The organism is Salinisphaera sp. G21_0, assembly GCF_017744115.1.
Lineage (GTDB): Bacteria > Pseudomonadota > Gammaproteobacteria > Pseudomonadales > Endozoicomonadaceae > Endozoicomonas.
This window is the reverse complement of sequence record NZ_JAGHQW010000047.1, coordinates 16,837-36,259: the sequence shown is the minus strand read 5'-3', so window position 1 is coordinate 36,259 and position 19,423 is coordinate 16,837. Positions and strand designations below refer to the sequence as shown.

General features: G+C 47.0%; 20 protein-coding genes. 15 read left to right on the top strand and 5 right to left on the bottom strand.

What is annotated here, in order from left to right:
• The first annotated feature begins 40 nt into the window (after nucleotides 1-40).
• Together J7439_RS19315 and J7439_RS19310 are read left to right on the top strand one after the other, a co-directional pair.
• Complete coding sequence (locus J7439_RS19315) at nucleotides 41-301, top strand: AbrB/MazE/SpoVT family DNA-binding domain-containing protein (RefSeq protein WP_209203586.1); 261 nt, start codon at nucleotides 41-43, stop codon at nucleotides 299-301.
• Nucleotides 301-630, top strand: coding sequence for a type II toxin-antitoxin system PemK/MazF family toxin (locus J7439_RS19310; protein ID WP_209203585.1), 330 nt, complete (start codon nucleotides 301-303; stop codon nucleotides 628-630). Before J7439_RS19315 ends, J7439_RS19310 begins: the two co-directional genes overlap by 1 nt.
• A gap of 45 nt (nucleotides 631-675) precedes the next feature.
• On the opposite strand, the gene J7439_RS19305 is transcribed toward J7439_RS19310, so the two are convergent.
• A complete protein-coding gene (locus tag J7439_RS19305; RefSeq protein ID WP_209203584.1) occupies nucleotides 676-1,473 on the bottom strand; it encodes an MOSC domain-containing protein in 798 nt (265 codons plus the stop codon).
• 142 nt (nucleotides 1,474-1,615) lie between these two features.
• Between J7439_RS19305 and J7439_RS19300 the strand changes: the two genes are divergently transcribed.
• Nucleotides 1,616-2,446, top strand: coding sequence for a TatD family hydrolase (locus J7439_RS19300; protein ID WP_209203583.1), 831 nt, complete (start codon nucleotides 1,616-1,618; stop codon nucleotides 2,444-2,446).
• Here J7439_RS19300 and J7439_RS19295 read toward each other — a convergent pair.
• Nucleotides 2,403-3,287: a cation diffusion facilitator family transporter gene (locus tag J7439_RS19295; protein ID WP_209203582.1), complete on the bottom strand. Its 885-nt coding sequence runs from the start codon at nucleotides 3,285-3,287 to the stop codon at nucleotides 2,403-2,405. The genes J7439_RS19300 and J7439_RS19295 overlap by 44 nt on opposite strands.
• Before the next feature lie 125 nt (nucleotides 3,288-3,412).
• On the bottom strand, nucleotides 3,413-3,661 hold the full coding sequence (locus tag J7439_RS19290) for a glutaredoxin family protein (RefSeq protein WP_209203581.1): 249 nt from the start codon (nucleotides 3,659-3,661) through the stop codon (nucleotides 3,413-3,415).
• A gap of 137 nt (nucleotides 3,662-3,798) precedes the next feature.
• Between J7439_RS19290 and J7439_RS19285 the strand changes: the two genes are divergently transcribed.
• The 7 genes from J7439_RS19285 to J7439_RS19255 all read left to right on the top strand — a co-directional run bounded on the left by J7439_RS19285 (nucleotide 3,799) and on the right by J7439_RS19255 (nucleotide 13,514).
• Nucleotides 3,799-5,766 carry a monovalent cation:proton antiporter family protein gene (locus J7439_RS19285; RefSeq protein WP_209203580.1) on the top strand — a complete coding sequence of 656 codons (1,968 nt, stop codon included), beginning with the start codon at nucleotides 3,799-3,801 and terminating at the stop codon, nucleotides 5,764-5,766.
• A gap of 129 nt (nucleotides 5,767-5,895) precedes the next feature.
• Nucleotides 5,896-7,503 carry a hypothetical protein gene (locus tag J7439_RS19280; RefSeq protein WP_209203579.1) on the top strand — a complete coding sequence of 536 codons (1,608 nt, stop codon included), beginning with the start codon at nucleotides 5,896-5,898 and terminating at the stop codon, nucleotides 7,501-7,503.
• Nucleotides 7,504-7,924: 421 nt separating this feature from the next.
• A complete protein-coding gene (locus tag J7439_RS19275) occupies nucleotides 7,925-9,490 on the top strand; it encodes a hypothetical protein (protein WP_209203578.1) in 1,566 nt (521 codons plus the stop codon).
• A 44-nt stretch (nucleotides 9,491-9,534) separates the two neighbouring features.
• Nucleotides 9,535-9,768, top strand: a complete 234-nt coding sequence (locus tag J7439_RS19270; protein WP_209203577.1) for a DUF2970 domain-containing protein — start codon at nucleotides 9,535-9,537, stop codon at nucleotides 9,766-9,768.
• Nucleotides 9,769-10,086: 318 nt separating this feature from the next.
• A complete protein-coding gene (locus tag J7439_RS19265; protein WP_209203576.1) occupies nucleotides 10,087-11,742 on the top strand; it encodes a nitrite/sulfite reductase in 1,656 nt (551 codons plus the stop codon).
• A complete protein-coding gene (locus tag J7439_RS19260) occupies nucleotides 11,726-12,226 on the top strand; it encodes a DUF934 domain-containing protein (RefSeq protein WP_209203575.1) in 501 nt (166 codons plus the stop codon). Before J7439_RS19265 ends, J7439_RS19260 begins: the two co-directional genes overlap by 17 nt.
• Nucleotides 12,227-12,341: 115 nt before the next feature.
• The gene (locus J7439_RS19255) at nucleotides 12,342-13,514 is read left to right on the top strand and encodes a cation:proton antiporter domain-containing protein (RefSeq protein WP_209277460.1); all 1,173 of its coding nucleotides are present in this window, start codon (nucleotides 12,342-12,344) and stop codon (nucleotides 13,512-13,514) included.
• A 21-nt stretch (nucleotides 13,515-13,535) separates the two neighbouring features.
• Here the strand turns inward: J7439_RS19255 and J7439_RS19250 are convergent, their stop codons facing one another.
• Together J7439_RS19250 and sohB are read right to left on the bottom strand one after the other, a co-directional pair.
• Complete coding sequence (locus J7439_RS19250) at nucleotides 13,536-14,789, bottom strand: OTU domain-containing protein (protein WP_209203573.1); 1,254 nt, start codon at nucleotides 14,787-14,789, stop codon at nucleotides 13,536-13,538.
• 118 nt (nucleotides 14,790-14,907) lie between these two features.
• Nucleotides 14,908-15,957: a protease SohB gene (gene sohB / locus J7439_RS19245; protein WP_209203572.1), complete on the bottom strand. Its 1,050-nt coding sequence runs from the start codon at nucleotides 15,955-15,957 to the stop codon at nucleotides 14,908-14,910.
• Nucleotides 15,958-16,178: 221 nt separating this feature from the next.
• Between sohB and J7439_RS19240 the strand changes: the two genes are divergently transcribed.
• The 5 genes from J7439_RS19240 (at nucleotide 16,179) to J7439_RS19220 (ending at nucleotide 19,322) form a co-directional block, all read left to right on the top strand.
• Nucleotides 16,179-16,493 (top strand): SCP2 sterol-binding domain-containing protein, encoded by a 315-nt coding sequence (locus J7439_RS19240; RefSeq protein ID WP_209203571.1) that lies wholly within the window; start codon nucleotides 16,179-16,181, stop codon nucleotides 16,491-16,493.
• Nucleotides 16,494-16,735: 242 nt separating this feature from the next.
• Nucleotides 16,736-17,260, top strand: a complete 525-nt coding sequence (locus J7439_RS19235) for a GspH/FimT family pseudopilin (RefSeq protein ID WP_209203593.1) — start codon at nucleotides 16,736-16,738, stop codon at nucleotides 17,258-17,260.
• Nucleotides 17,247-17,798 carry a type IV pilus modification protein PilV gene (pilV, locus tag J7439_RS19230; protein WP_209203570.1) on the top strand — a complete coding sequence of 184 codons (552 nt, stop codon included), beginning with the start codon at nucleotides 17,247-17,249 and terminating at the stop codon, nucleotides 17,796-17,798. Before J7439_RS19235 ends, pilV begins: the two co-directional genes overlap by 14 nt.
• 27 nt (nucleotides 17,799-17,825) lie before the next feature.
• A complete protein-coding gene (locus J7439_RS19225; RefSeq protein ID WP_209203592.1) occupies nucleotides 17,826-18,758 on the top strand; it encodes a PilW family protein in 933 nt (310 codons plus the stop codon).
• 6 nt (nucleotides 18,759-18,764) lie between these two features.
• Entirely contained in the window at nucleotides 18,765-19,322 is a 558-nt protein-coding gene (locus J7439_RS19220; RefSeq protein WP_209203569.1) for a pilus assembly PilX N-terminal domain-containing protein, read from the top strand.
• Nucleotides 19,323-19,423 lie beyond the last annotated feature (101 nt).

Here is a 19,423-nt window from a genome sequence, read left to right as displayed (position 1 = left end):
TATCTAGTATCTACATAAATAGATACTAAAAAGGTTTTACATGGAAACTGAAATCAAACGGTGGGGTAATAGCGCAGCTGTGCGATTACCCGCTAAAGTTCTCGCCAAAGCTGGCCTTGAGGTAAATAGCAGTATCCAGATTGAAGCACTTGATGGAGAAATCGTTATCAAACCTGCCAGCTCCCATAAAGAGTACACAATGGACGAACTGTTATCAGCAAGTCCTGCCAGTGCCTTCATTCTGAATGAAGAAGACCGGGAATGGCTCAATGATGCACCAAAGGGAGAGGAGCTTCTGTAATGGCGTATATTCCCGAGCGTGGCGATGTGATCTGGGTTGACTTTGATCCAACGCGAGGCTTGGAAATACAGAAGACTCGACCTGCACTGGTTTTATCTCCAAAAGCATTTAACCAGAGGACAAAGCTGGTTCTGGTAGCACCTGTCACCTCCACTGCTCGTGGTCATGCCTTTGAAGTTTCAATAGCGGGCAATCAGGTTTCCGGGGTTGTAGTGTGCCAGCAGGTTCGAACGGTAGATTACAAGGCAAGACACATAAAAAAGGTGGAAAGGGCTTCAAAATCGGTCATTGATGAGGCTCTCGCCAAGGTCAGGGCTATTGTGGCCTGACGAAAAACGACATCAGGCAATAGCATGTCCTATTGCCTGAATAACTCAATATTCCAAAATCGTAACCTTATCGCCTATCCGGATAATGCCTTCCCGGTCCGGAATAAGGTTCTGGCCAAAGATAACCCCCCTTTCCGTCCGACGATATTGAGCCAGCGTAAACAGCGGTTCACTCCCCTCTTTCTGCCCGGTTTCAGGATTGACTGTGGTCATCACACACCGTGAACAGGGCTTGGCTACCCGAAATGTGATCTCTCCTACCCTGATCACTGACCAGGTGTCTTCTTCATAGGGCTGTTGACCACTGATGACAATATTGGGCCGGAAGCGGGACATCGGCACTGCATCAGTCAGGCGTTGATTCAAATCAGCCAGAGATGCTTCATTGGTGAGCAGGAAAGGGAAACCATCGGCAAAACTGGTGTGATCCTCTGGCCGGGAGTATCTGGCATCGATTGGTCTGATTGATTGTTCCGGTTGATAAAACAGCCTGCATTTTATAGCCAGGAAATCACTGAACCACTGGGCAGCAGCATCCCCGGCATCCAGTGCCTGACAATCGTCTTTCCAGACCGTTACTGTGGCAGAGTAAGCCCCCTCTTCCGGTATCGCTACATAGAGGTTCTCGCCCGCTGGCCGGGTAATCAGTAATCCCCCATCAACAATGGATGTGACCACGGTTGCCAGGGCTGGATATTGCCGCTGAGTGATAAACTTGCCATGTTCATCCGTCAACAGCCAGCGGCGATCATGCTCAAAACCTCTTCGGGTGACATGGGCGCTTTCCAGGGGTATTCCCCTGGTTGATTTGATTGGATAGATAGCCAGCCCGGTGACTTGCATCCGCCATTGCTCCTGTAAATTTTTTAGCCTGAAAATATTAGCGCCTAAGGATACGGCTATTGCCTGTTGATGAGAACCTTGTTTATAAGAAGAATGAGCAGCAAAATATCCGGCAAACATACGGGTTATAACAGGATTCTCAATGACACAGCAGCTGGTGGATATAGGCGTTAACCTCAGTGATAAGGCTTTTGACCAGGATCGTGATGAAGTTGTCAGTCGTGCGGTTGAGCACGGCGTTACTACCATGATCCTCACCGGTACTTCTTTGACAGAGTCACAGAAGGTACTGGGGCTGGCCAGAAAATATTCGGAACACTGCTTTTGTACTGCCGGTATCCATCCGCACGGAGCGAAAGATGCCAATACCCGGACCTTTAAAGAGTTGAAAGCCTTATTCAGTGAACCAGAGGTGGTGGCCGTTGGCGAAACCGGTTTGGATTTTAACCGTGACTTTTCCCCTCGGCCTGTTCAGGAGAAAGTATTCGAGCGTCAGTTGGAGCTTGCTATTGAGTCTGGCCTGCCACTGTTTTGCCATGAGCGGGATGCTTCAGAACGCTTTGCAGATATCATTAAAAACTACCGGGATCAGGTCAACAAGCTGGTTGTGCATTGTTTCACTGCCGATAAAACCGCCCTGTATCGGTACCTGGACCTGGACTGTCATATCGGTATTACCGGATGGATCTGTGATGAACGACGGGGAACCCATCTCCACCCGCTGATGAAGGATATTCCTGCAAACCGATTGATGGTGGAAACCGATTCACCGTGGCTACTGCCAAGATCATTGGCAAAAAAACCGAAAAACCGGAGAAATGAACCGGCCTTTCTCTTTGAGGTTGTGCAAATGATCGCTACACACACCGGGCTATCCCCGGAACAGGTTGCCCGGCAAACCAGGGCAACATCACTGGAATTCTTTAATCTCACGGCTCCTCATCATGACCGTCAGGGTCAAGATGGACGATAACATCCGCTTCGGGCAGGTAGTCAAGCACTGCCCGCTTGGCCTGAACCCCCAGTTCATGGGCATAGATCAGCGGCGTATGCGGCTCAAGATCCAGATGCATCTGAATAAACGGGGTTGAGCCTGACATCCGGGTTTTGACGTCATGAATACCCAGAACACCGTCAACCGAGAGGGCCCGTTTCTCAATTTCCTGAAGTTCTTCTTCAGGCAGAGCCTTGTCCATCAACTGCTCGATGGATTCCCAGGCAAGACTCCTGACACTGAACAACATATAACCACCAATCAGCAGGGCAAGCACATTATCTATCTGGTAATAGCCATAGCTGGTACCAATCAGTGCAGCCAGCACCGCAATATTGGTCAAAAGATCTACCTGGTAATGCAGTGAGTCCGATTTTATAGCCGCTGAGTTGGTTTTTCGGATGACATACCGCTGTATGGATAACAGAATCAGTGTGGCAATGATGGAAAAGATCATCACCATAATACCGGCACTTTCATTATCCAGCACCACATCCTCACCAGTTATCCGGTCTAGCGTGTTAAGCACCAGAACAATGGCCGAACCACCAATGAAGGCTGACTGAGCCAATACGGCAAGCTGCTCAGCCTTCCCATGGCCAAATTGATGATCTTCATCCGCTGGCGCAATGGCAATTCTGACGGCAAATAATGTGATCAGGGAGGCCAGAATATCCATGGTGGAATCCAGCAAGGTAGCCAGCAGGCTCATGGAACCGGTCATAAACCAGGCAATGAGTTTGGCAATGATCAGCAGGCTTGCCGTTGCAACCGAGGCGTAGGTTGCCAATTTGAGGAGGCGGTTTTTGTCGTCAGACACGTTCTTTCCAGTGTTACTGTTATTAAGCCCGGACGATGCCATCCTTGCACGCGATTCTCGTCTTTGAGCCAGAGCGTAGTTAATCATGCGATCCCTGCCAATTAACAACCGTCGATGTTGTTATCCTATCCTGAAACGGGGGGGATCAGCCACTGATTCAACGCCTCAAGGGTAAATGGCCAGCCAAGTTCCCTGCCCTCTGCTGACGCGATGACCGGAATCCGGACACCATAAAGATCAACCAGACGATCATCCTCACTGATCTCTACAGCTGCCCATCGGCAAACCTGCTGCTTTTGCAGAAAATTGAGCATTTGTTCAGCTTGTTCACACAGGTGACATCCGGAAGTGGTATATAAAGTCAGTTGAATCATAAACTATTCCCTAAAAAGGGTGTCTATCATAGCGATAATATAACCGTAGAGTTAGTAAAGATTACGTAGATATAACTACAATACGATGTTTTTGCTTATACTCTCTCTGGGCATTAATAAATTCAGCTGGCGATCCCATGGACTTTACATTTTTCAATCAACTCATGCTTATTCTGGCTCTGTCAGCCGTCACTATTGCCTTTTTCAAGCGATTCCAACTGCCGGAAAGCCTGGGTTATTTATTTGTAGGCATCATTCTTGGACCAACAACGTCCGGACTGATACAGCAGGACTTTGATATTGCCCTGCTGGCCGAGATCGGGGTGGTTTTCCTGCTCTTTACCTTAGGCCTGGAATTCTCCATGAAAACCATTATGGCCATGAAAAAAGAGGTATTTGGCCTGGGTGGGTTGCAGGTACTCCTGACAGGAGTCGGCATTTTTGGCATTCTGATCGCTTTTGATTTTGCCCTACTCACATCCTTTGTCTGTGCATCGGCACTGGCGCTCTCCTCCACCGCGATTGTCTCCAAGGAACTCACCCAGAGTAACGAAATACGTTCCCGCCAAGGGCAGCTGGCCATCGGTGTCCTGCTATTTCAGGATATTGCCGCCGTTGTCTTTCTGATTATGATTCCCGCCCTGATCGGTGGAGGTAGTGACTCCATTGCCTCCTCCCTTGGGTTTGCCTTTGCCGAAGGGGTTGTGTTTGTGGTGATCATGCTGGCCATTGGCAAATGGGTTCTCCCTCATATTTTTCACGAGGTTGCCAAGGCCAGGAGTGAAGAACTGTTTGTTCTTATGGCATTGGTTATTGCCCTGATGGCCGCCTGGCTCTCACATGCAATGGATTTATCCATGGCTCTGGGCGGTTTTGTGGCTGGCATGATGATGGGTGAGAGCCACTACAAACATCAGGTTGAAGCCGATATCAAACCCTTTCGGGATGTGCTCCTCGGGCTGTTTTTCGTATCTGTTGGCTTAATGCTGGATATGGATGTGCTGGTCACTTTCTGGAAAGAGATTCTACTGGGTACAGTAGCATTGATTGTCTTTAAGTTTCTGGTGATCTACACACTGACCAGAACCTTTGCCGAGAGCAAAAATATCTCCCTCAGAACCAGCCTGTCCCTGGCCCAGGGTGGCGAGTTCTGTTTCGCCCTGGTTGCCCTGGCATCGCAATATGGTGAGAGTGGCGGCAACCTGACTTCCGTTGTACTCGCGATTACCATCTTATCGATGATCATTGCGCCGCTTCTGATCAGAAACAGCAATGCCATCGTTAAACTGGTCAAGTTCGATAAATCCGAACAGAGTATTCATCGGATAAAAGAAGAGGAAGTTCGCAAGCAAACTGCCCATATACACCACCATACCCTGATCTGTGGTTATGGCCGTGTCGGGCAGACCATTGCCCGCTTTTTGACCCAGGAAAACAAAGCCTATGTTGCCATTGATGATGACCCTATTCATGTACATGAAGCGGGTCTTGCCGGTGATCCGGTCTTCTTTGGTGACTGCAGGAAGTTAGAACTGCTGATGGCCGTTGGACTGGAGCGGGCAAGTCAGGTGGTTATCTGTATCGACCGCCCGGAAAATGCGCTTAAAATCCTACAGGCAGTTCGACAAAAATCGCCCGAGGTTCCCGTTCTTGTTCGCACGCGGGATGACAGTCAGTCAGACGCATTGAAAAAGGCCGGGGCAACGGTGGTTATTCCAGAGGTGCTCGAGTCAAGCCTGGTTATTGTCAAGCATGCCCTGTTGATGCTGGGTATGAACCCTATCCGTGTTCGTCAAAGAGTCCATGAAGCCAGAACCAAAGGGTATGAAATCCTCAACGGCTTTTATCCGGGCATCAGTGATTATTTGCTGGAGAATGATAAGAAAACCTATCGCCATGCCGTTACCCTGGGCAAAAAATGTGCAGCAGATCAGAAAACCATCGAGTCTCTTGACTTTAAAGGCACCGACGTTTCAATTGTCGAGGTCCGTCGAGATAATATGGTGCTGCAACCACAAGTCGGAATGATTTTAAATGCCGGTGATATTGTGGTTTTGACCGGAAGCAATAGCGATATTTCTCACATTGAGAAACTTTTTCACTAATTTATTGCCTAATAATAAGCAAACACCAATTATAATCGTCAGATTATTTCAGGCTAACGGTAGCTAGCCTGAAATAGTTAACCTTAGATTGAAATGGCAAGGGAATGCCTCCCATTCAGGATGGTAGGTATGCCAAGAATAATTGTGTCTAATGACCGCTTCAAGAGTTTCCAAACCCTTCGATTTGCCGGGTTATTATCCTTGATTTTCTTATTGTGTAACGCCTCACTGGCTTGCGCATCCCATCAAAATGAAATTTACCTTTTATCGCCAGACAGTAATTCTGATTTAGAAATAGTAGCTTCAGAACAGCAGGAAATCACAATTGCCATTGATACCAAAGGTCTTGAGAAAGATCTTCAGGGTAACATTCCTGTACAACTTATTTTGGAAAATGAAAGTCTGCTATTTGAAAATGGTGAACAGCAGATATTATGGCACGACCAAATTAATGCACTGAAAAAAGAAAGTAACAAAAGAGTTAATAATGATGAGCTGGTTTATATAACACTCACACCAGACCCAAGCCATTTTGGCAAGATTATAAAAATCAGAATAAGAAAAGAGAAAGATCTTTCCAGGCTATCAGCACTGGCTGCATTTTTTCCTCAAATGATTCCTGTTATCTTCATGGATGAAGTTACATTCGGTCCAAAGCCCGTTATTTTCTACGAAGCACTGATGAGATGGAATTATAAACTATTGGGAGGTGATATTGTTAAATCGATTCGAAACCTTGTTCTGAGCCAAACGTTTAGTAACCATAAATCCCTGGCAACGCAATGTTCAGCAGATTTCATTGAAGGGTTCCTGCTTTTTGAAGCTGCCAATTATGGAGAAACTTCGGCATCTTCCAGAACCAAAAGCCAAACCATCCGGGCATATGTTATGAGCGCCCCCTTCAAGAGGCTGATGGACTGTATCTCAAACACAGTGGCATCAACACTGTTTGATATTCAGAAAAATCACATTGGTGACGAGTGGCAATATTTGCAGGGACTGAACAAAGAGTCGATCAATGGCCTGGCAAAAATCATGGTCGGATATGGCTTTAATACCTTTGCCTTTGAGGCGGGAGACTTCTTCAAGTTACTGAAGCAAACCATTGGTTTTTCTAATGCAATTGAGGATCTTTCGTTACAGAATGAACTGGACCGGTCAATCGTTAAAGCCACCCAATATACTCTTCATGCAGGGTATGAAGATCTCTTTAAGGGCCAACTCAAAGCTCATAATTTTAATGAGCACTACGCTCTGCCAATGGCCACGGGTGCCGGGGTTATTGAAATCCTGTTGAGGCTTTATGCCCAACAGGGGATGGCTGGCCGCGACCAGACTCATCAGCTTCATTCATTGACCAAGCGGGCCGAAGCAATAGGAGTATCGATTAATAAGGCCCTGGCCCTACCGGAATTATCTGAACTTCAACTACTGACACTGGGTGTCGCAATACCTGCAGTTATTTATGGTGCATTTAAATTAACCACCGGATCTGATGTCTCATCTCCGGTGTTTAAACTATTTGACGCCACTTATGAAGGAATGGTGCTTGGTGCTGCCACGCATTTATTGTCACCTGTTCTTCAGAGGTATGGTATTTGGGCAGCAAACACTGTACAAAAGCCAATTCTTCAATATATGGAGGCAGAGCCTGGAAGCTGGTCAGAATATTTTCTGGCAGATACGATTCGTTACCGTATAGATGTGGTCACTGAAGATCGGCAGTTGAAAAACTGATTTTGATAATAGATATAAATTCTTATTAACCCATTTATGGAAATACAAAGGGAATAAAAAAAAATTTTGTATCTCAATTAATTATGATAAAAAAATCTTAAATTCGTTTAAAATATTTGAAAATTCGTCTCCATAACAGAGATAACAACTTTAAACAATATTATTCCAGATTTTTCTGTGGCAAAGGAAAGCCTGTCTACTTAGGTGGTAAATAATGGCTTTTCTATTATCCTTAAAATCCAGAAAAAAACCTGAAACATTTAAATCAGATACGACTGATTATTATCCCCCACCCCTGCTGTCACTCATACCTGAGTTATTTAACTGCAAAAGCTTTTTGATATTTTTTGTCTTCTCAGTTTTCCCGGTTAATTCTTTTGCAGTTAATATTTCGAAGCTATCTCCCGGCAATAACAATTCTGTGGAAATTACAGTAAAAGACAACACACCACTTCAACTGGAAATTGATACCGAGATATTAAAAGAACAAATTTACGGTAAAATACCCATACGACTTCAATCAGAACATAAGCATGCTTTTTTCAGTTCAGGAGACGCAGAGTCAAACAGAATGTACTGGCACGACCAGGAAACTTCTGTTGTTGAAAATGGGAAAATCCAACGAACAAATAATGATCGTTTCATTAACCTGACACTGAATACCACGGATGAAATGGTGGGTAAAAAAGTAAAAATCATACTTGAGAAGGAAGAAAACCTTTCCAGGGTAGCCGCTGTGGGTGCATTTGTTCCTCAGGTGGTCCCCATTATTGCCATGAACATGGTAACCTGGCAGCCACACTCATTCTGGCAAAACCTTTTACGATGGAATTATTTACTTCTGGGTCTTGATGTTATTCATTCAATCAGGAACCTTGTCCAGAATCAGGTGTTTACGGATACTGACTCTCTCTTTGCCCAGTGCGCTTCGGATTTTGTTGAAGGCTTTACGGCATATTCATTACTGACAAATCATGGCGAAAAGGTCACCGGCGATCCACAAAGACCAGCAGCGGCGGTAGTCAACACCGGGAAAATTGAAAAAAACGTAATTGAGACGAGCAAGATAGAAACGTTCAGACTTTTCATGAGGACAACACCCACCAATCGAATGCTTAGCTGCATGTCTTCCGTTGTTGGCAGTTCACTGAAGACGCTGCATAACGAAGGTCGTTTGCATCAGGTCTTTGGGAAATGGCCCATGCTCCATAGCCTGAATGATGAAACCATTGACGGTATCGCCATGCTGATGGTCGGGTATGGCCTCAATATGATTAACAACGTTCCCGGAGATGCACTGTCTTTAATTCGAAGAGACTTGGGCTTTGACCATTTGCCTGACCTTGCCGGTGATTTTAACAACTCGATAAAGACCAGTATTCAATACACCATTCACAATGGCTATATGAAGTACTTTAAAGGCAGGGGGTGGGATGCGACGTCAGCTTACGCCCTTGCATCAGGAGCCGGGTTGCTGGAAATCGGGTATCGTTTTTACCAGTTAAATGAAATGATACCTGCAGGTCAGGATGAACGCCTGAGCCTTTCAGGTTCAGAGGATTTAAACCTGATCGCCAATCTGCAGCACCAGATAACCTCTATTGGTGAGCGGGCGGAGGCGATAACTTCATCAGGATATCAACTGATCCCTCTGCCCGAAAACATCAGAGGCTATGTAGTACCTGTAGCAGCAGCAACCATTATCCCGATAGCAACCTATTACGCCATGAATGGGGTATTGAATTACTACACTACCGGTGGTTTGAACATTGCCTTGCAAAGAGCAGTGACATCCGCAACCAATGGCCTGGTTCTCGGTGCAATGGCTTATGTGTTACTTCCCTATGTCAAAGACCTGGGTGCCAGAGGTACCCAAATGTTGGCTGATCAACTGGTATCATGGACAGACGCTGATAAAGATAGCTGGATCGGTTACTTTGCAGCCAGAGATACCCAATACAGGATCAGGGTTATCGTCCTCAATTAGTCTTACCTGTTTGCCAACTGAAATAACAAGATCATAATATGGTCATGTTAACAGTTGATAAAGAGAGTTGGCTGATGTCAGAAAGAAAAGGGACAGGCATTAAATCAGTGGTGTTGAGTGCGCTGTCTGCTGCATTCGGTGTCCAGAAAAGGGCTAATCTGGAAAGGGATTTCCAACAGGGAAAGCCAGCGCACTACATCATCGCTGGTATCGCCGGAACCGCACTATTTGTTTTGATACTTATATCTGTGGTGTATGTCGTCACTCAAAACACCTAAGCTTTTACTGAGAACTGACCCAGTATACCGCCGTCGCAACAACCAGCATTATCAATGCAACAGCCGCAATGGCATCAATTGTACTGTCTTTCATTATTTATCTCCTTAATACTGTCAAAAGGGCACATATCGACCCAACTCATTTAAACTAGCGAAACCCTGACCAACCATCAACTTATTGCACCCCTTTGATTTATTACTTTTTAGCCTACTTTTATTAATAAATAATAGTTTTACTTATAAGTAAAAATCAGTATTCTTCCTCTGTCCCAGGTTTATGACCTGCTCCCTGGATGTGGCTAATCAGACGAACAATTCATGTATAAATACGATGATTACGACCAGCAGATAGTCGATGAGAGAGTCCTGCAGTTCAGGGACCAGACTCGTCGTTTTCTCGCTGGTGAGTTGCCAGAAGATGAATTCCTGCCTCTTCGTCTTCAGAATGGGCTTTATGTACAGCGCTTTGCCCCCATGCTACGCATTGCTATTCCCTACGGTATGGTGAGCAGTATACAGATGCGTAAACTGGCCTACATTGCCAGACGTTACGATAAAGGGTATGTCCACTTTACCACCCGACAGAACCTTCAGTTGAACTGGCCAAGGCTGGAAGAAGTCCCGGAAATTCTGGAAGAACTGGCCTCTGTCGAAATGCATGCTATTCAGACCAGCGGCAACTGTATCCGTAATACCACAACAGATCAGTTTGCTGGTGTAGCACACGATGAGATTATAGATCCCCGCCCCTGGTGTGAAATTATCCGGCAATGGTCCACTTTCCATCCGGAATTCGCTTATCTTCCCAGAAAATTCAAGATAGCGGTTTGTGGCAGTGAACAGGATCGGGCAGCAACACAGGTACATGATATCGGCATTCATGCTTTCTTAAATGAAAATAATGACGTTCGATTTAAAATCCTGGCTGGTGGTGGTCTTGGGAGAACACCCATGGTGGGCTCCGTTATCAAACCATCCCTTGAACCAGAGCACCTCCTGAGTTATCTGGATGCAGTACTGAGAGTTTATAACCGTTATGGACGGCGGGATAACAAGTACAAGGCCCGAATTAAAATTCTGGTGAAGGCACTAACGCCAGAGGTTTTTGCCAAGAAGGTTGAAAATGAGTGGTCTCAACTGAAAGAAACCGATGCCCGGCTTCCCCAACAGGAGATTGATCGGGTTCAATCTTTTTTTACTGAGCCTGACTACGAGAAGCTGGCCAATATCGACTTGACTGACCTGGCTTTATCCGCCGAACCGGATTTTCAACTGTGGCTCAGACGAAATGTCCATCCCCATAAAAAGCCGGGGTACAGTGCTGTCACCCTGACTCTGAAGGCAACGGCTGATGCTCCGGGAGATGCCAGTGCCGAGCAACTGGAAGCTATCTCAGACCTTGCTGACCAGTTCAGCTTTGGCGAGCTCAGAGTGAGCCACGAGCAGAATCTGATTTTTGCCGATGTTCCCCAAAGCAGGCTCCATGAACTCTGGCTAACACTGAAACCACTGAACCTGGCAACACCTAACCAGGGACTGCTTACCGATATGATCTGCTGCCCGGGAGGCGACTTCTGTGCACTGGCTAATGCCCGCTCCATTCCCTTGGCAGAAAGCATTCAGCGACGGTTTGATGATATGGATTTTCTACATGATATTGGCGAGCTGGATCTGAACATTTCCGGTTGTATGAACGCCTGTGGTCATCACCATGTCGGTCATATTGGTATTCTGGGTGTTGATCGTAAAGGTGAAGAGTATTACCAGGTTCAGGTCGGTGGTGCATCCGGGCATGACGCGTCTCTGGGCAAGATCCTTGGACCCTCTTTCAAAATGGATGAAGTGCCGGACATCATCGATAAAATCCTGAAGACCTACGTCGAGCTCCGCACTCCGGAAGAGCGTTTTATCGATACCTGTCGACGGGTTGGTGTGCAGCCATTCAAGGAGAAGGTTTATGCCAAAGCTGCTTAAGGATCAGCAAATCAGTATTGATGACTTTCAGATTCTGCAACAGGATCCGGAAGAGTCCGTAGTACCTGATGGCAATGTGCTCTTTCATGTGTCGTCAATTGATCAGGCTGTTAAGGCCAATGGCCTGCATAAAGGTCAGGTTGGCATCTGGTTTGACAGTGACGACGAACCTGAAACGGTGGCTAATACCCTGAACCAGTTTGAAGTCATCGCCGTTAACTTTCCTCGTTTTATGGATGGTCGTGGCTACTCTCTGGCCCGTTTGCTTCGGGAACGCTTTGATTACCGAGGGGATATTAGAGCCATAGGCGACATTCTTGTGGACCAGCTCTATTACCTCAAGCGCTGTGGATTCAGTAGTTTCAGATTAAGGGAAGATCAGAATCCGGATTATGCCCTGGCGGCTCTGAGAACATTTAGTAAGAACTATCAAACCGCTGCCGATAAATTATCACCTGTGTATCGGTTGAGGCATCAGCTTTAACCACAGTTTGGAATCTCTTCCTTATTTGGAAGAGATTTTTCCCTTCTTCTGCACGAAAACCAAACTGTTGGTTATACTGTCCTTTCCATAAATAATCCAAGAATGAGCCTGAATGATGGAAAGCGGTTCCCTGCTCTTCTCTTTTTTTCTTATTTTCACCGGGGCAGCGATTCTCGCTACTGGAGCCTTGTTCACCCGTCAGCCTCTGCTGGTAGCCTATATAGCCCTCGGAGCCATACTGGGTCCGTTTGGACTGGAAGTGGTTAATGACACTAATCTCCTCAATGATATTGCCCATGTTGGCATCATCTTTTTGCTGTTCCTTCTCGGGCTGGATATGCAGCCAAGCCACCTTGCCCATCTGCTCAGGAAAACGGCTACCGTTGGTTTACTGAGTTCATTTCTCTTTGCCTTGACGGGCTATGGACTCGGGCTGACATTTGGTCTGCCCCAGAATGAGGCTATCATCATTGGTGCAACCATGATGTTTTCCAGCACGATCATTGGCATAAAACTTTTGCCAACCACCGTGCTGCATCACAGACATACTGGTGAAATCATGGTCAGCCTGCTGCTTCTGCAGGATTTGATGGCCATTATTGCACTTCTTCTGCTTTACAATCTGAGTCCATCACATAGCACCAACTACAACGAACTGATCATGGCATTTATCGCCCTGCCAGCCTTGATCTTCACCGCTATTATGCTGGTCAAATACCTGCTGCTGCCACTGATGGTCCGCTTTGACCGTTTTCATGAATATCTGTTTTTGATGGCCCTGGGCTGGTGTCTTGGCTTTGCGGAGTTAGCTCATAGCCTGAACCTCTCCTATGAAATTGGTGCCTTTATTGCCGGTATCAGTATTGCCACCAGTCCAATCGCCCAATATATAGCCATCAATCTTAAACCGTTACGAGATTTTTTCCTGGTGTTGTTCTTCTTTTCTATCGGGGCCAGTTTCAACCTTGACCTTCTTGGCCAGGTACTTTTCCCGGCAGCGGTTATGACCGGGGCTGTTATCCTGATCAAGCCGGTGGTTTTTGGTTTTCTGCTGCGCAAGGTCAGTGAAAATCGGTCCACAGCCTGGGAAGTCGGCTTTCGATTAGGTCAGACCAGTGAGTTTTCAATACTGATAGCGGCTTTTGCCAGCGGACAGAATCTGATTGGCGAGATTTCAGCGCATATTATCCAGGCAACAGCGATACTCTCACTGCTGGTATCTTCCTACATCGTCGTGTTCCGCTTTGAATCCCCTATTGCCCTGTCAGAACGCTTGAGAAGGGATTAAGACAGATATGGAGCAGAATAATTAATTCTGCGCCATCTGCCGTCCCATAAAGTGGGGGCCATCACGCACCAGGAGAATTTTTCCTTGGGGAACCAGGCTACTGTCATAAGCTCCAAGGCAATCAATGAATTGACCATTTTCATCGACAGCAATAGTCACGTTGTTATCAATATCTATGACAATGACTGGCATTTTGGCAACCTGTGCCAGGAAAAAAGTATCTATATGGTCTGAAAAACATCCCGGAACGGCTATTTCGTCAAGTCCATTAGCTATTGTGGTATCGCCAGTTACGTAACCAACATCACCTTGTAATCGAGCATAGGCTCGTGCCTCGATGGGTGAAAAATTAATGTTGCCATCTGGATAGCGCTGCTGCCATTCTCTTGCAAAACGGGCGACCTGTTGACGAAGGTCTGTTGCATCTCTGGCTATTTCCGGGCATTGGTGGGCTGCTGCATCGTAAAGGCAATTACCGTCTCGGCCACTTCGATAAATAGTTTCCCCATGCTGCCTCAACAAAGCATCAACACGTGTTTCCTGCATCTGTATATATTCCTCTGGCCCCACTATTTTATAAGGTGGTGGCGACTCAAAAGGGTCTGCTACAACGAATCCCGGTAATGGCGTGTAGGCCGGGGGAGGCTCGTCAGGAAGGGGATTTGATGTAACTGAAGGCACATGCGCAGCCGCATTCCCTGCTGAAGTAGGAGGCTCAGCATAGGCGGAGTATGGAGGTGGCACCGATGGCACATAAGAAGCATTATGTGCAAACTCAGGCGGGTTTACATAAGGAGCAGTGGATGGCGTCGGCGGCGCTGGTGGAACATACGAAGCAGTGGATGGCGTCGGCGGCGCTGGTGGAACATACGAAGCAGTGGATGGCGTCGGCAGCGATGGTGGAACATACGAAGTAGTGGATGGCGATGGCTGAATAGAATCTTCAGGACTACCTGTATCCGCTGAGATGGGCTCTGGCGACTGTATATCAGGTGGTGTCGTTGTACTATTTTCACCCCTATGATGGTAAAAATACCCAATGATACACACGCCAAGCACTGCAGTTACGGCACCAGCAGCAATAATCGCAGCCAAGGGGCTGGCAAAAAAAGAAACAGCCAAGCCCGCAAGCCCACCTAAAGCTAACACGGCCACACCAGCAACCGCCCGAACGGTTCTGGACTGCGCCCAATGCTTAGTCTCACCGACACTATTGTCATTATGCGACTGATTATGATGGTAACCAGTCGTTACTGATGCTTCTACAGGGTTCATTATTATTGTCCATCTGAATAACTGATGGAACATTTGACTGCTATTTAGATCTATAGTTCAAAATTTAATCAGTGCAGATAAGAACAAAAATGATGAATACCTGAAGAACCGGGTACCGCTAAGAAAAGAAGCGACTGGTGTTAAACCGTCCCCACCACTTCATTAAGGTGTTATCCAGGGCTGACTCAGCCGCCATCCCCAGTTTGTCGGCAACGCCTTTTTTCATCACATACTCAACCTGTACCAGATCGACCTCATCGACCCTCCGGTAGATATACTCATCACTGGTGCAGATCTCATCAATAAGGTTGAGCGTCAGTGCTTTTTGACCATACCAGATTTCACCGGTTGAAACCTGATCAATATCAACAACTTCCCGCTCAGTCTTGACAAAATCCTTGAATAGCAGGTGTGTATCTTCCATATCCTGGATAAATTTCTGCCGTCCTTTTTCGGTATTTTGCCCAAGAACTGTCAAAGTGCGCTTGAACTCACCGGCAGTGTGTAACTCAATATCCACATCATGCTTTTTCAAAAGACGGTGAACATTGGGCAACTGCGCCATTACGCCAATAGAGCCCAGTACTGCAAAAGGTGCCGCAACAATATGATTGGCAACACAGGCCATCATATAGCCACCACTGGCAGCCACTTTATCGACGGTGACCGTCAACTTAATCCCTTTATCGCGGATTCGCTTCAGCTGGGATGCAGCCAAACCGTAGGAATGGACCAGGCCACCACCACTTTCCAGCCGGATCACCACTTCGTCCCGCTCTTTATCTGCCAGAGAAAGAACCGCCGTAATCTCTTCCCTCAGCGATTTGACCGCTGAGGCTTTAATATCGCCATGAAAATCCAGTATGAAGACTCTTGGTTTTCCCTCTTCCTCACACTCTTTATTCTTTTTGGCTTTTTTTTCCAGCTTTGCCTTTTCCTTCTGCTCTTTGGCTTCTTTTTTCAGCTCAGCCTTATCCAGCAAGGCATGTTTCAAATCTGCCTGAAGGTGCTCGTAGTGTTCATTAAGGCGAGTAATCTCAAGGTGCCCCTTATGCATTTTCCTGGCTTTCTGGCCAATTGCTGTCACCAGAGCCACTAAAACCACCACACCGCCAATCAGGGTGACTGTTTTGGCCAGAAACAAAATAAAGTCTGCCAGATACTCCAAAGGAGCCTCCTTAAAAGGTTTGCGAGTTGCAATATCAAAATGGCCTCTATGATAACTGATTTATCTTTGCCGTGGACTATAAAAATAATGAGAGCAGAAAGTTGTTACCAGCAGGAATTCATACAAGCGTTTGAATTTCATTGACACATTCGGCTAATGCTCATAAGATTCGGCTTGTCTAACCAGAAATGCTGAATGTTAAGAAGAAGGATAAAGAGACTATGAGCACTCCTGCAGAAATCGTTGAGTCCATGAAGAGCCGTTTCAATACAGATGCAGCCGCAGGCGTCGAAGAGGTTTTCCAGTTTAATATTGAAGATGCTGATGACTACCACCTGATCATTAATGATGGAAGCCTGGATATCGTTTCTGGCACCCATGACGACCCAAGCGTAACACTGATTATGGACAGCGAAACCCTGGCCGGTGTGATGTCCGGAGAAATTGATGGCATGCAGGCGTTTATGATGGGTAAGTTGCGTGCTGAAGGCAATATGATGTTAGCCACCAAGCTTGGTGCCTATTTCCCTAACTAACAGACGACAGTTTGTTAACTGTTTGTGAAAAAGTTGTCCCCTGATAGATCATCCTAATAAGCCAGCCTTGGATAGTTTCAGGGCTGGCTTTTTTTATCCTGAAAGCTCTCTCATATCGGGATATTCATTGCCATTTATCTGCAAATAGCCACCGGTTATCTCGAATGACGTGAGAACTGAGACCAGAAAAGATATACAAACCCTGACTTTTAATAACAATAGAAACAGCATCGCTAATAAAGATGGATGAAGAGATAAGAGAGCCCACAGCGGAAAATCCCGATGGCTTTACTTTGGTTGAATTGATCATCACCCTTGCCGTGCTGGGTATTTTGTCGGCTATTGCCTACCCTTCCCTGACCGAGAGTATTGCCAATAACCGGGTCCGCAGCCACGCCGAAGAGATACAGAGCATCCTGGCATTTGCCCGCTCAGAAGCGATCACCCGTGGTACTGATGTTATTATCTCACCGGATAATGGCTGGGCAGGCAACAATGGCACGGTAACCGCCAATGGTGTCACCATACTGCAACTCCCTCCCCTTTCCGGTACCGCGATCAATTCGGTTGCCGCACAGTTCAGTTTTGATGCACGGGGGCTTTTCACCGGTGCCGATGTTTCTATCAATGATGCCGGGGCTTCTCATACTGCAACATTAAGTATTGACGGTGGTGGCGCTACATCACTATTGATAACCGGAAAGGTTCAGGAACAGCTTGAGGCAGATACTGGTAATGGGCAGGAAATAAGTGATGAACAGAAATAACGGCTTTACCATGATTGAAGTGCTGGTGGCCATGATCATCATATCAGTGGGATTGTTAGGCATTGCCGGTCTGGTGGTTGAGTCCCGAAAGAACATTGTTGAAGTACAACAACGGTCCATTGCCTTACAACTGGCTGAGGATCTGTTAGCCCGTATTAATGCCAATAATTCCGGGCTGGCCAGCTATAACGGCGATATTGCTGCCGCGCCAGCTCAGCCGGTAATCCGTTGCGACGGGATGAATTCCAACTGTTCACCCGCGCAAACAGCTGCCTTTGATCTTTGGCAATGGGGGGCAGCTCTCTTTGGTAATGAGGTGCAAACTGCTGCAAACACAGGCGCGGGTGGACTCATTTCACCGAGGGCATGCATCAACATCAATAATACCGACGTGACCCTGACGATTGTCTGGCGGGGCAAATTTACCCGCCCCGATACCAGGGCAGCGGTTGCCTGTGGAGACGCAGATGCAGGCTATCGATCAACAGTAGATAATGATCTTCGCAGGGTCATGGTAATACAAACGACCATCGGTTAGATGCAGTACATGGATGTGAGGAAAGTCATGATAAAAAACTCGCGGGCCATCGGCAGTTATAAAAGACAACGAGGGTTTACCCTGGTTGAACTGATGGTCGCCGTGACCCTTTCGCTATTTCTGCTGGCTGGTGTGGCCGTTCTCTATCTCAACACCTTTACCGCCCAGCGTGACAGCAGTGCCATGATTACTCTCAATGATAATGCCCGCACAGCTCTGGCCATCATCTCCCGCGACCTTCGCTCGGCAGGGTATATCAATGGCTTGCCGCCAGAGAGCATTAATCAAAATGGTCTGGCGGTTACCGATGATTGCACTGGCATTGCCGCAGCCCTGACCCCTTCCCCCGCATTTATGGCCGGACGGACCAGTAACGATATTTTCGGCTGCGCTGCCGGGCAGCCCGGAGATTATACCGCCGAGGATGGCCTCCCTTCTGACTGGCTGCTGTTCCGGGGGGCAATTGGCGAAGTGGTGACCAATCCAGTGGCAGACACTAACTACCTGGTCGCCAATACTCAGGAAGGCCACCTTTTCCGTTCAGCCAATGCCCCGTTAATTTCCGCTGACCAGGAGATTCGGGAATATCAGTTCAGCCTGTTTTATCTTCGGGATAATCAGCTGAGGCTGACCCGTCTTGTCAATGACGCCCTGGTTGAAACCACACTGGCCAACAATATCGAAGCCATGCGCGTATTTCTGGGCATTGATGATAATGGCGATGGTCAGGTAAACCGCTACCAGGGAACACCAGCCAACACTAATAATTGGACAGAGGAACAATGGAATGACGTACAAAGCATCAAACTTTACCTGCTGGCCACTACCGATCAAATCAATGGCTTTGAAGATTTTCGCACCTACCAGATGGGCGACATTACTGTTCAGCCCAATGGCGATAACCGCAATCGTCGTTTAGCCAGTACCACCATCTTTCTTTATAACCAGGCCTATCGGTGACCGGGGATGACACAGTTCAAAGCAAAACAGGGCGGTATGATTCTGATGGTTTCCCTGTTGTTTCTAATGATGCTGACCACTATTGCTGTCACACTGGTTAACCAGTCCAGCCGGTCACCTCGCATGATCGCCAATGCGGAAATAAAGCTGATTACGTTCAACCAGGCACAGGCAACGCTCAACCAGATTGCGGTTATGGGCATGGACAGTTTTGACCGGGGCATCTGTGGGGCGGACCAGGCTCCCTATAACCCATACGACCCTGACAATACAATGGACCAGGCACAGCAAATGGCGCATACCTGTGGTGCCAACAATACAGCGCCCAACCCAAGCATTCACTATCAGGCTTCCAGCCAGACGTTACCCCGCAGCGAGAATGCCAGCGGCGTTGGTAATTACAGCGTTGAGTTTTACCAGATTCAAACGGACAGTGCACAGTCAGGCATAACAACCTCTCTGGCCATGAACACCTATAAAGTGATGTTGGGTGAACAGGGAGGGTCAGCGACTGGGGATCGGAATGTTATTGTCGTGAGTAGAGCGGCAACTGCAAGCCCATAGAAACAGCAAGAGATCCTGATTTTAGCATAAACATTAATAACAAATTGGTCGTAGAATGTGGCATAAAGTGATTTTACAGAGCATTAAATCTGCAGCAATAA

What these genes read in the sequence shown, in the direction of transcription:
- J7439_RS19315 (WP_209203586.1), top strand. Translation starts at nt 41, where the DNA reads ATGGAAACTGAAATCAAACGGTGGGGTAATAGCGCAGCTGTGCGATTA.
- J7439_RS19310 (WP_209203585.1), top strand. Translation starts at nt 301, where the DNA reads ATGGCGTATATTCCCGAGCGTGGCGATGTGATCTGGGTTGACTTTGAT.
- J7439_RS19305 (WP_209203584.1), bottom strand. Translation starts at nt 1,473, where the DNA reads ATGCAAGTCACCGGGCTGGCTATCTATCCAATCAAATCAACCAGGGGA.
- J7439_RS19300 (WP_209203583.1), top strand. Translation starts at nt 1,616, where the DNA reads ATGACACAGCAGCTGGTGGATATAGGCGTTAACCTCAGTGATAAGGCT.
- J7439_RS19290 (WP_209203581.1), bottom strand. Translation starts at nt 3,661, where the DNA reads ATGATTCAACTGACTTTATATACCACTTCCGGATGTCACCTGTGTGAA.
- J7439_RS19285 (WP_209203580.1), top strand. Translation starts at nt 3,799, where the DNA reads ATGGACTTTACATTTTTCAATCAACTCATGCTTATTCTGGCTCTGTCA.
- J7439_RS19280 (WP_209203579.1), top strand. Translation starts at nt 5,896, where the DNA reads ATGCCAAGAATAATTGTGTCTAATGACCGCTTCAAGAGTTTCCAAACC.
- J7439_RS19270 (WP_209203577.1), top strand. Translation starts at nt 9,535, where the DNA reads ATGTTAACAGTTGATAAAGAGAGTTGGCTGATGTCAGAAAGAAAAGGG.
- J7439_RS19265 (WP_209203576.1), top strand. Translation starts at nt 10,087, where the DNA reads ATGTATAAATACGATGATTACGACCAGCAGATAGTCGATGAGAGAGTC.
- J7439_RS19260 (WP_209203575.1), top strand. Translation starts at nt 11,726, where the DNA reads ATGCCAAAGCTGCTTAAGGATCAGCAAATCAGTATTGATGACTTTCAG.
- J7439_RS19255 (WP_209277460.1), top strand. Translation starts at nt 12,342, where the DNA reads ATGGAAAGCGGTTCCCTGCTCTTCTCTTTTTTTCTTATTTTCACCGGG.
- J7439_RS19250 (WP_209203573.1), bottom strand. Translation starts at nt 14,789, where the DNA reads ATGAACCCTGTAGAAGCATCAGTAACGACTGGTTACCATCATAATCAG.
- J7439_RS19240 (WP_209203571.1), top strand. Translation starts at nt 16,179, where the DNA reads ATGAGCACTCCTGCAGAAATCGTTGAGTCCATGAAGAGCCGTTTCAAT.
- J7439_RS19235 (WP_209203593.1), top strand. Translation starts at nt 16,736, where the DNA reads ATGGATGAAGAGATAAGAGAGCCCACAGCGGAAAATCCCGATGGCTTT.
- pilV (WP_209203570.1), top strand. Translation starts at nt 17,247, where the DNA reads ATGAACAGAAATAACGGCTTTACCATGATTGAAGTGCTGGTGGCCATG.
- J7439_RS19225 (WP_209203592.1), top strand. Translation starts at nt 17,826, where the DNA reads ATGATAAAAAACTCGCGGGCCATCGGCAGTTATAAAAGACAACGAGGG.
- J7439_RS19220 (WP_209203569.1), top strand. Translation starts at nt 18,765, where the DNA reads ATGACACAGTTCAAAGCAAAACAGGGCGGTATGATTCTGATGGTTTCC.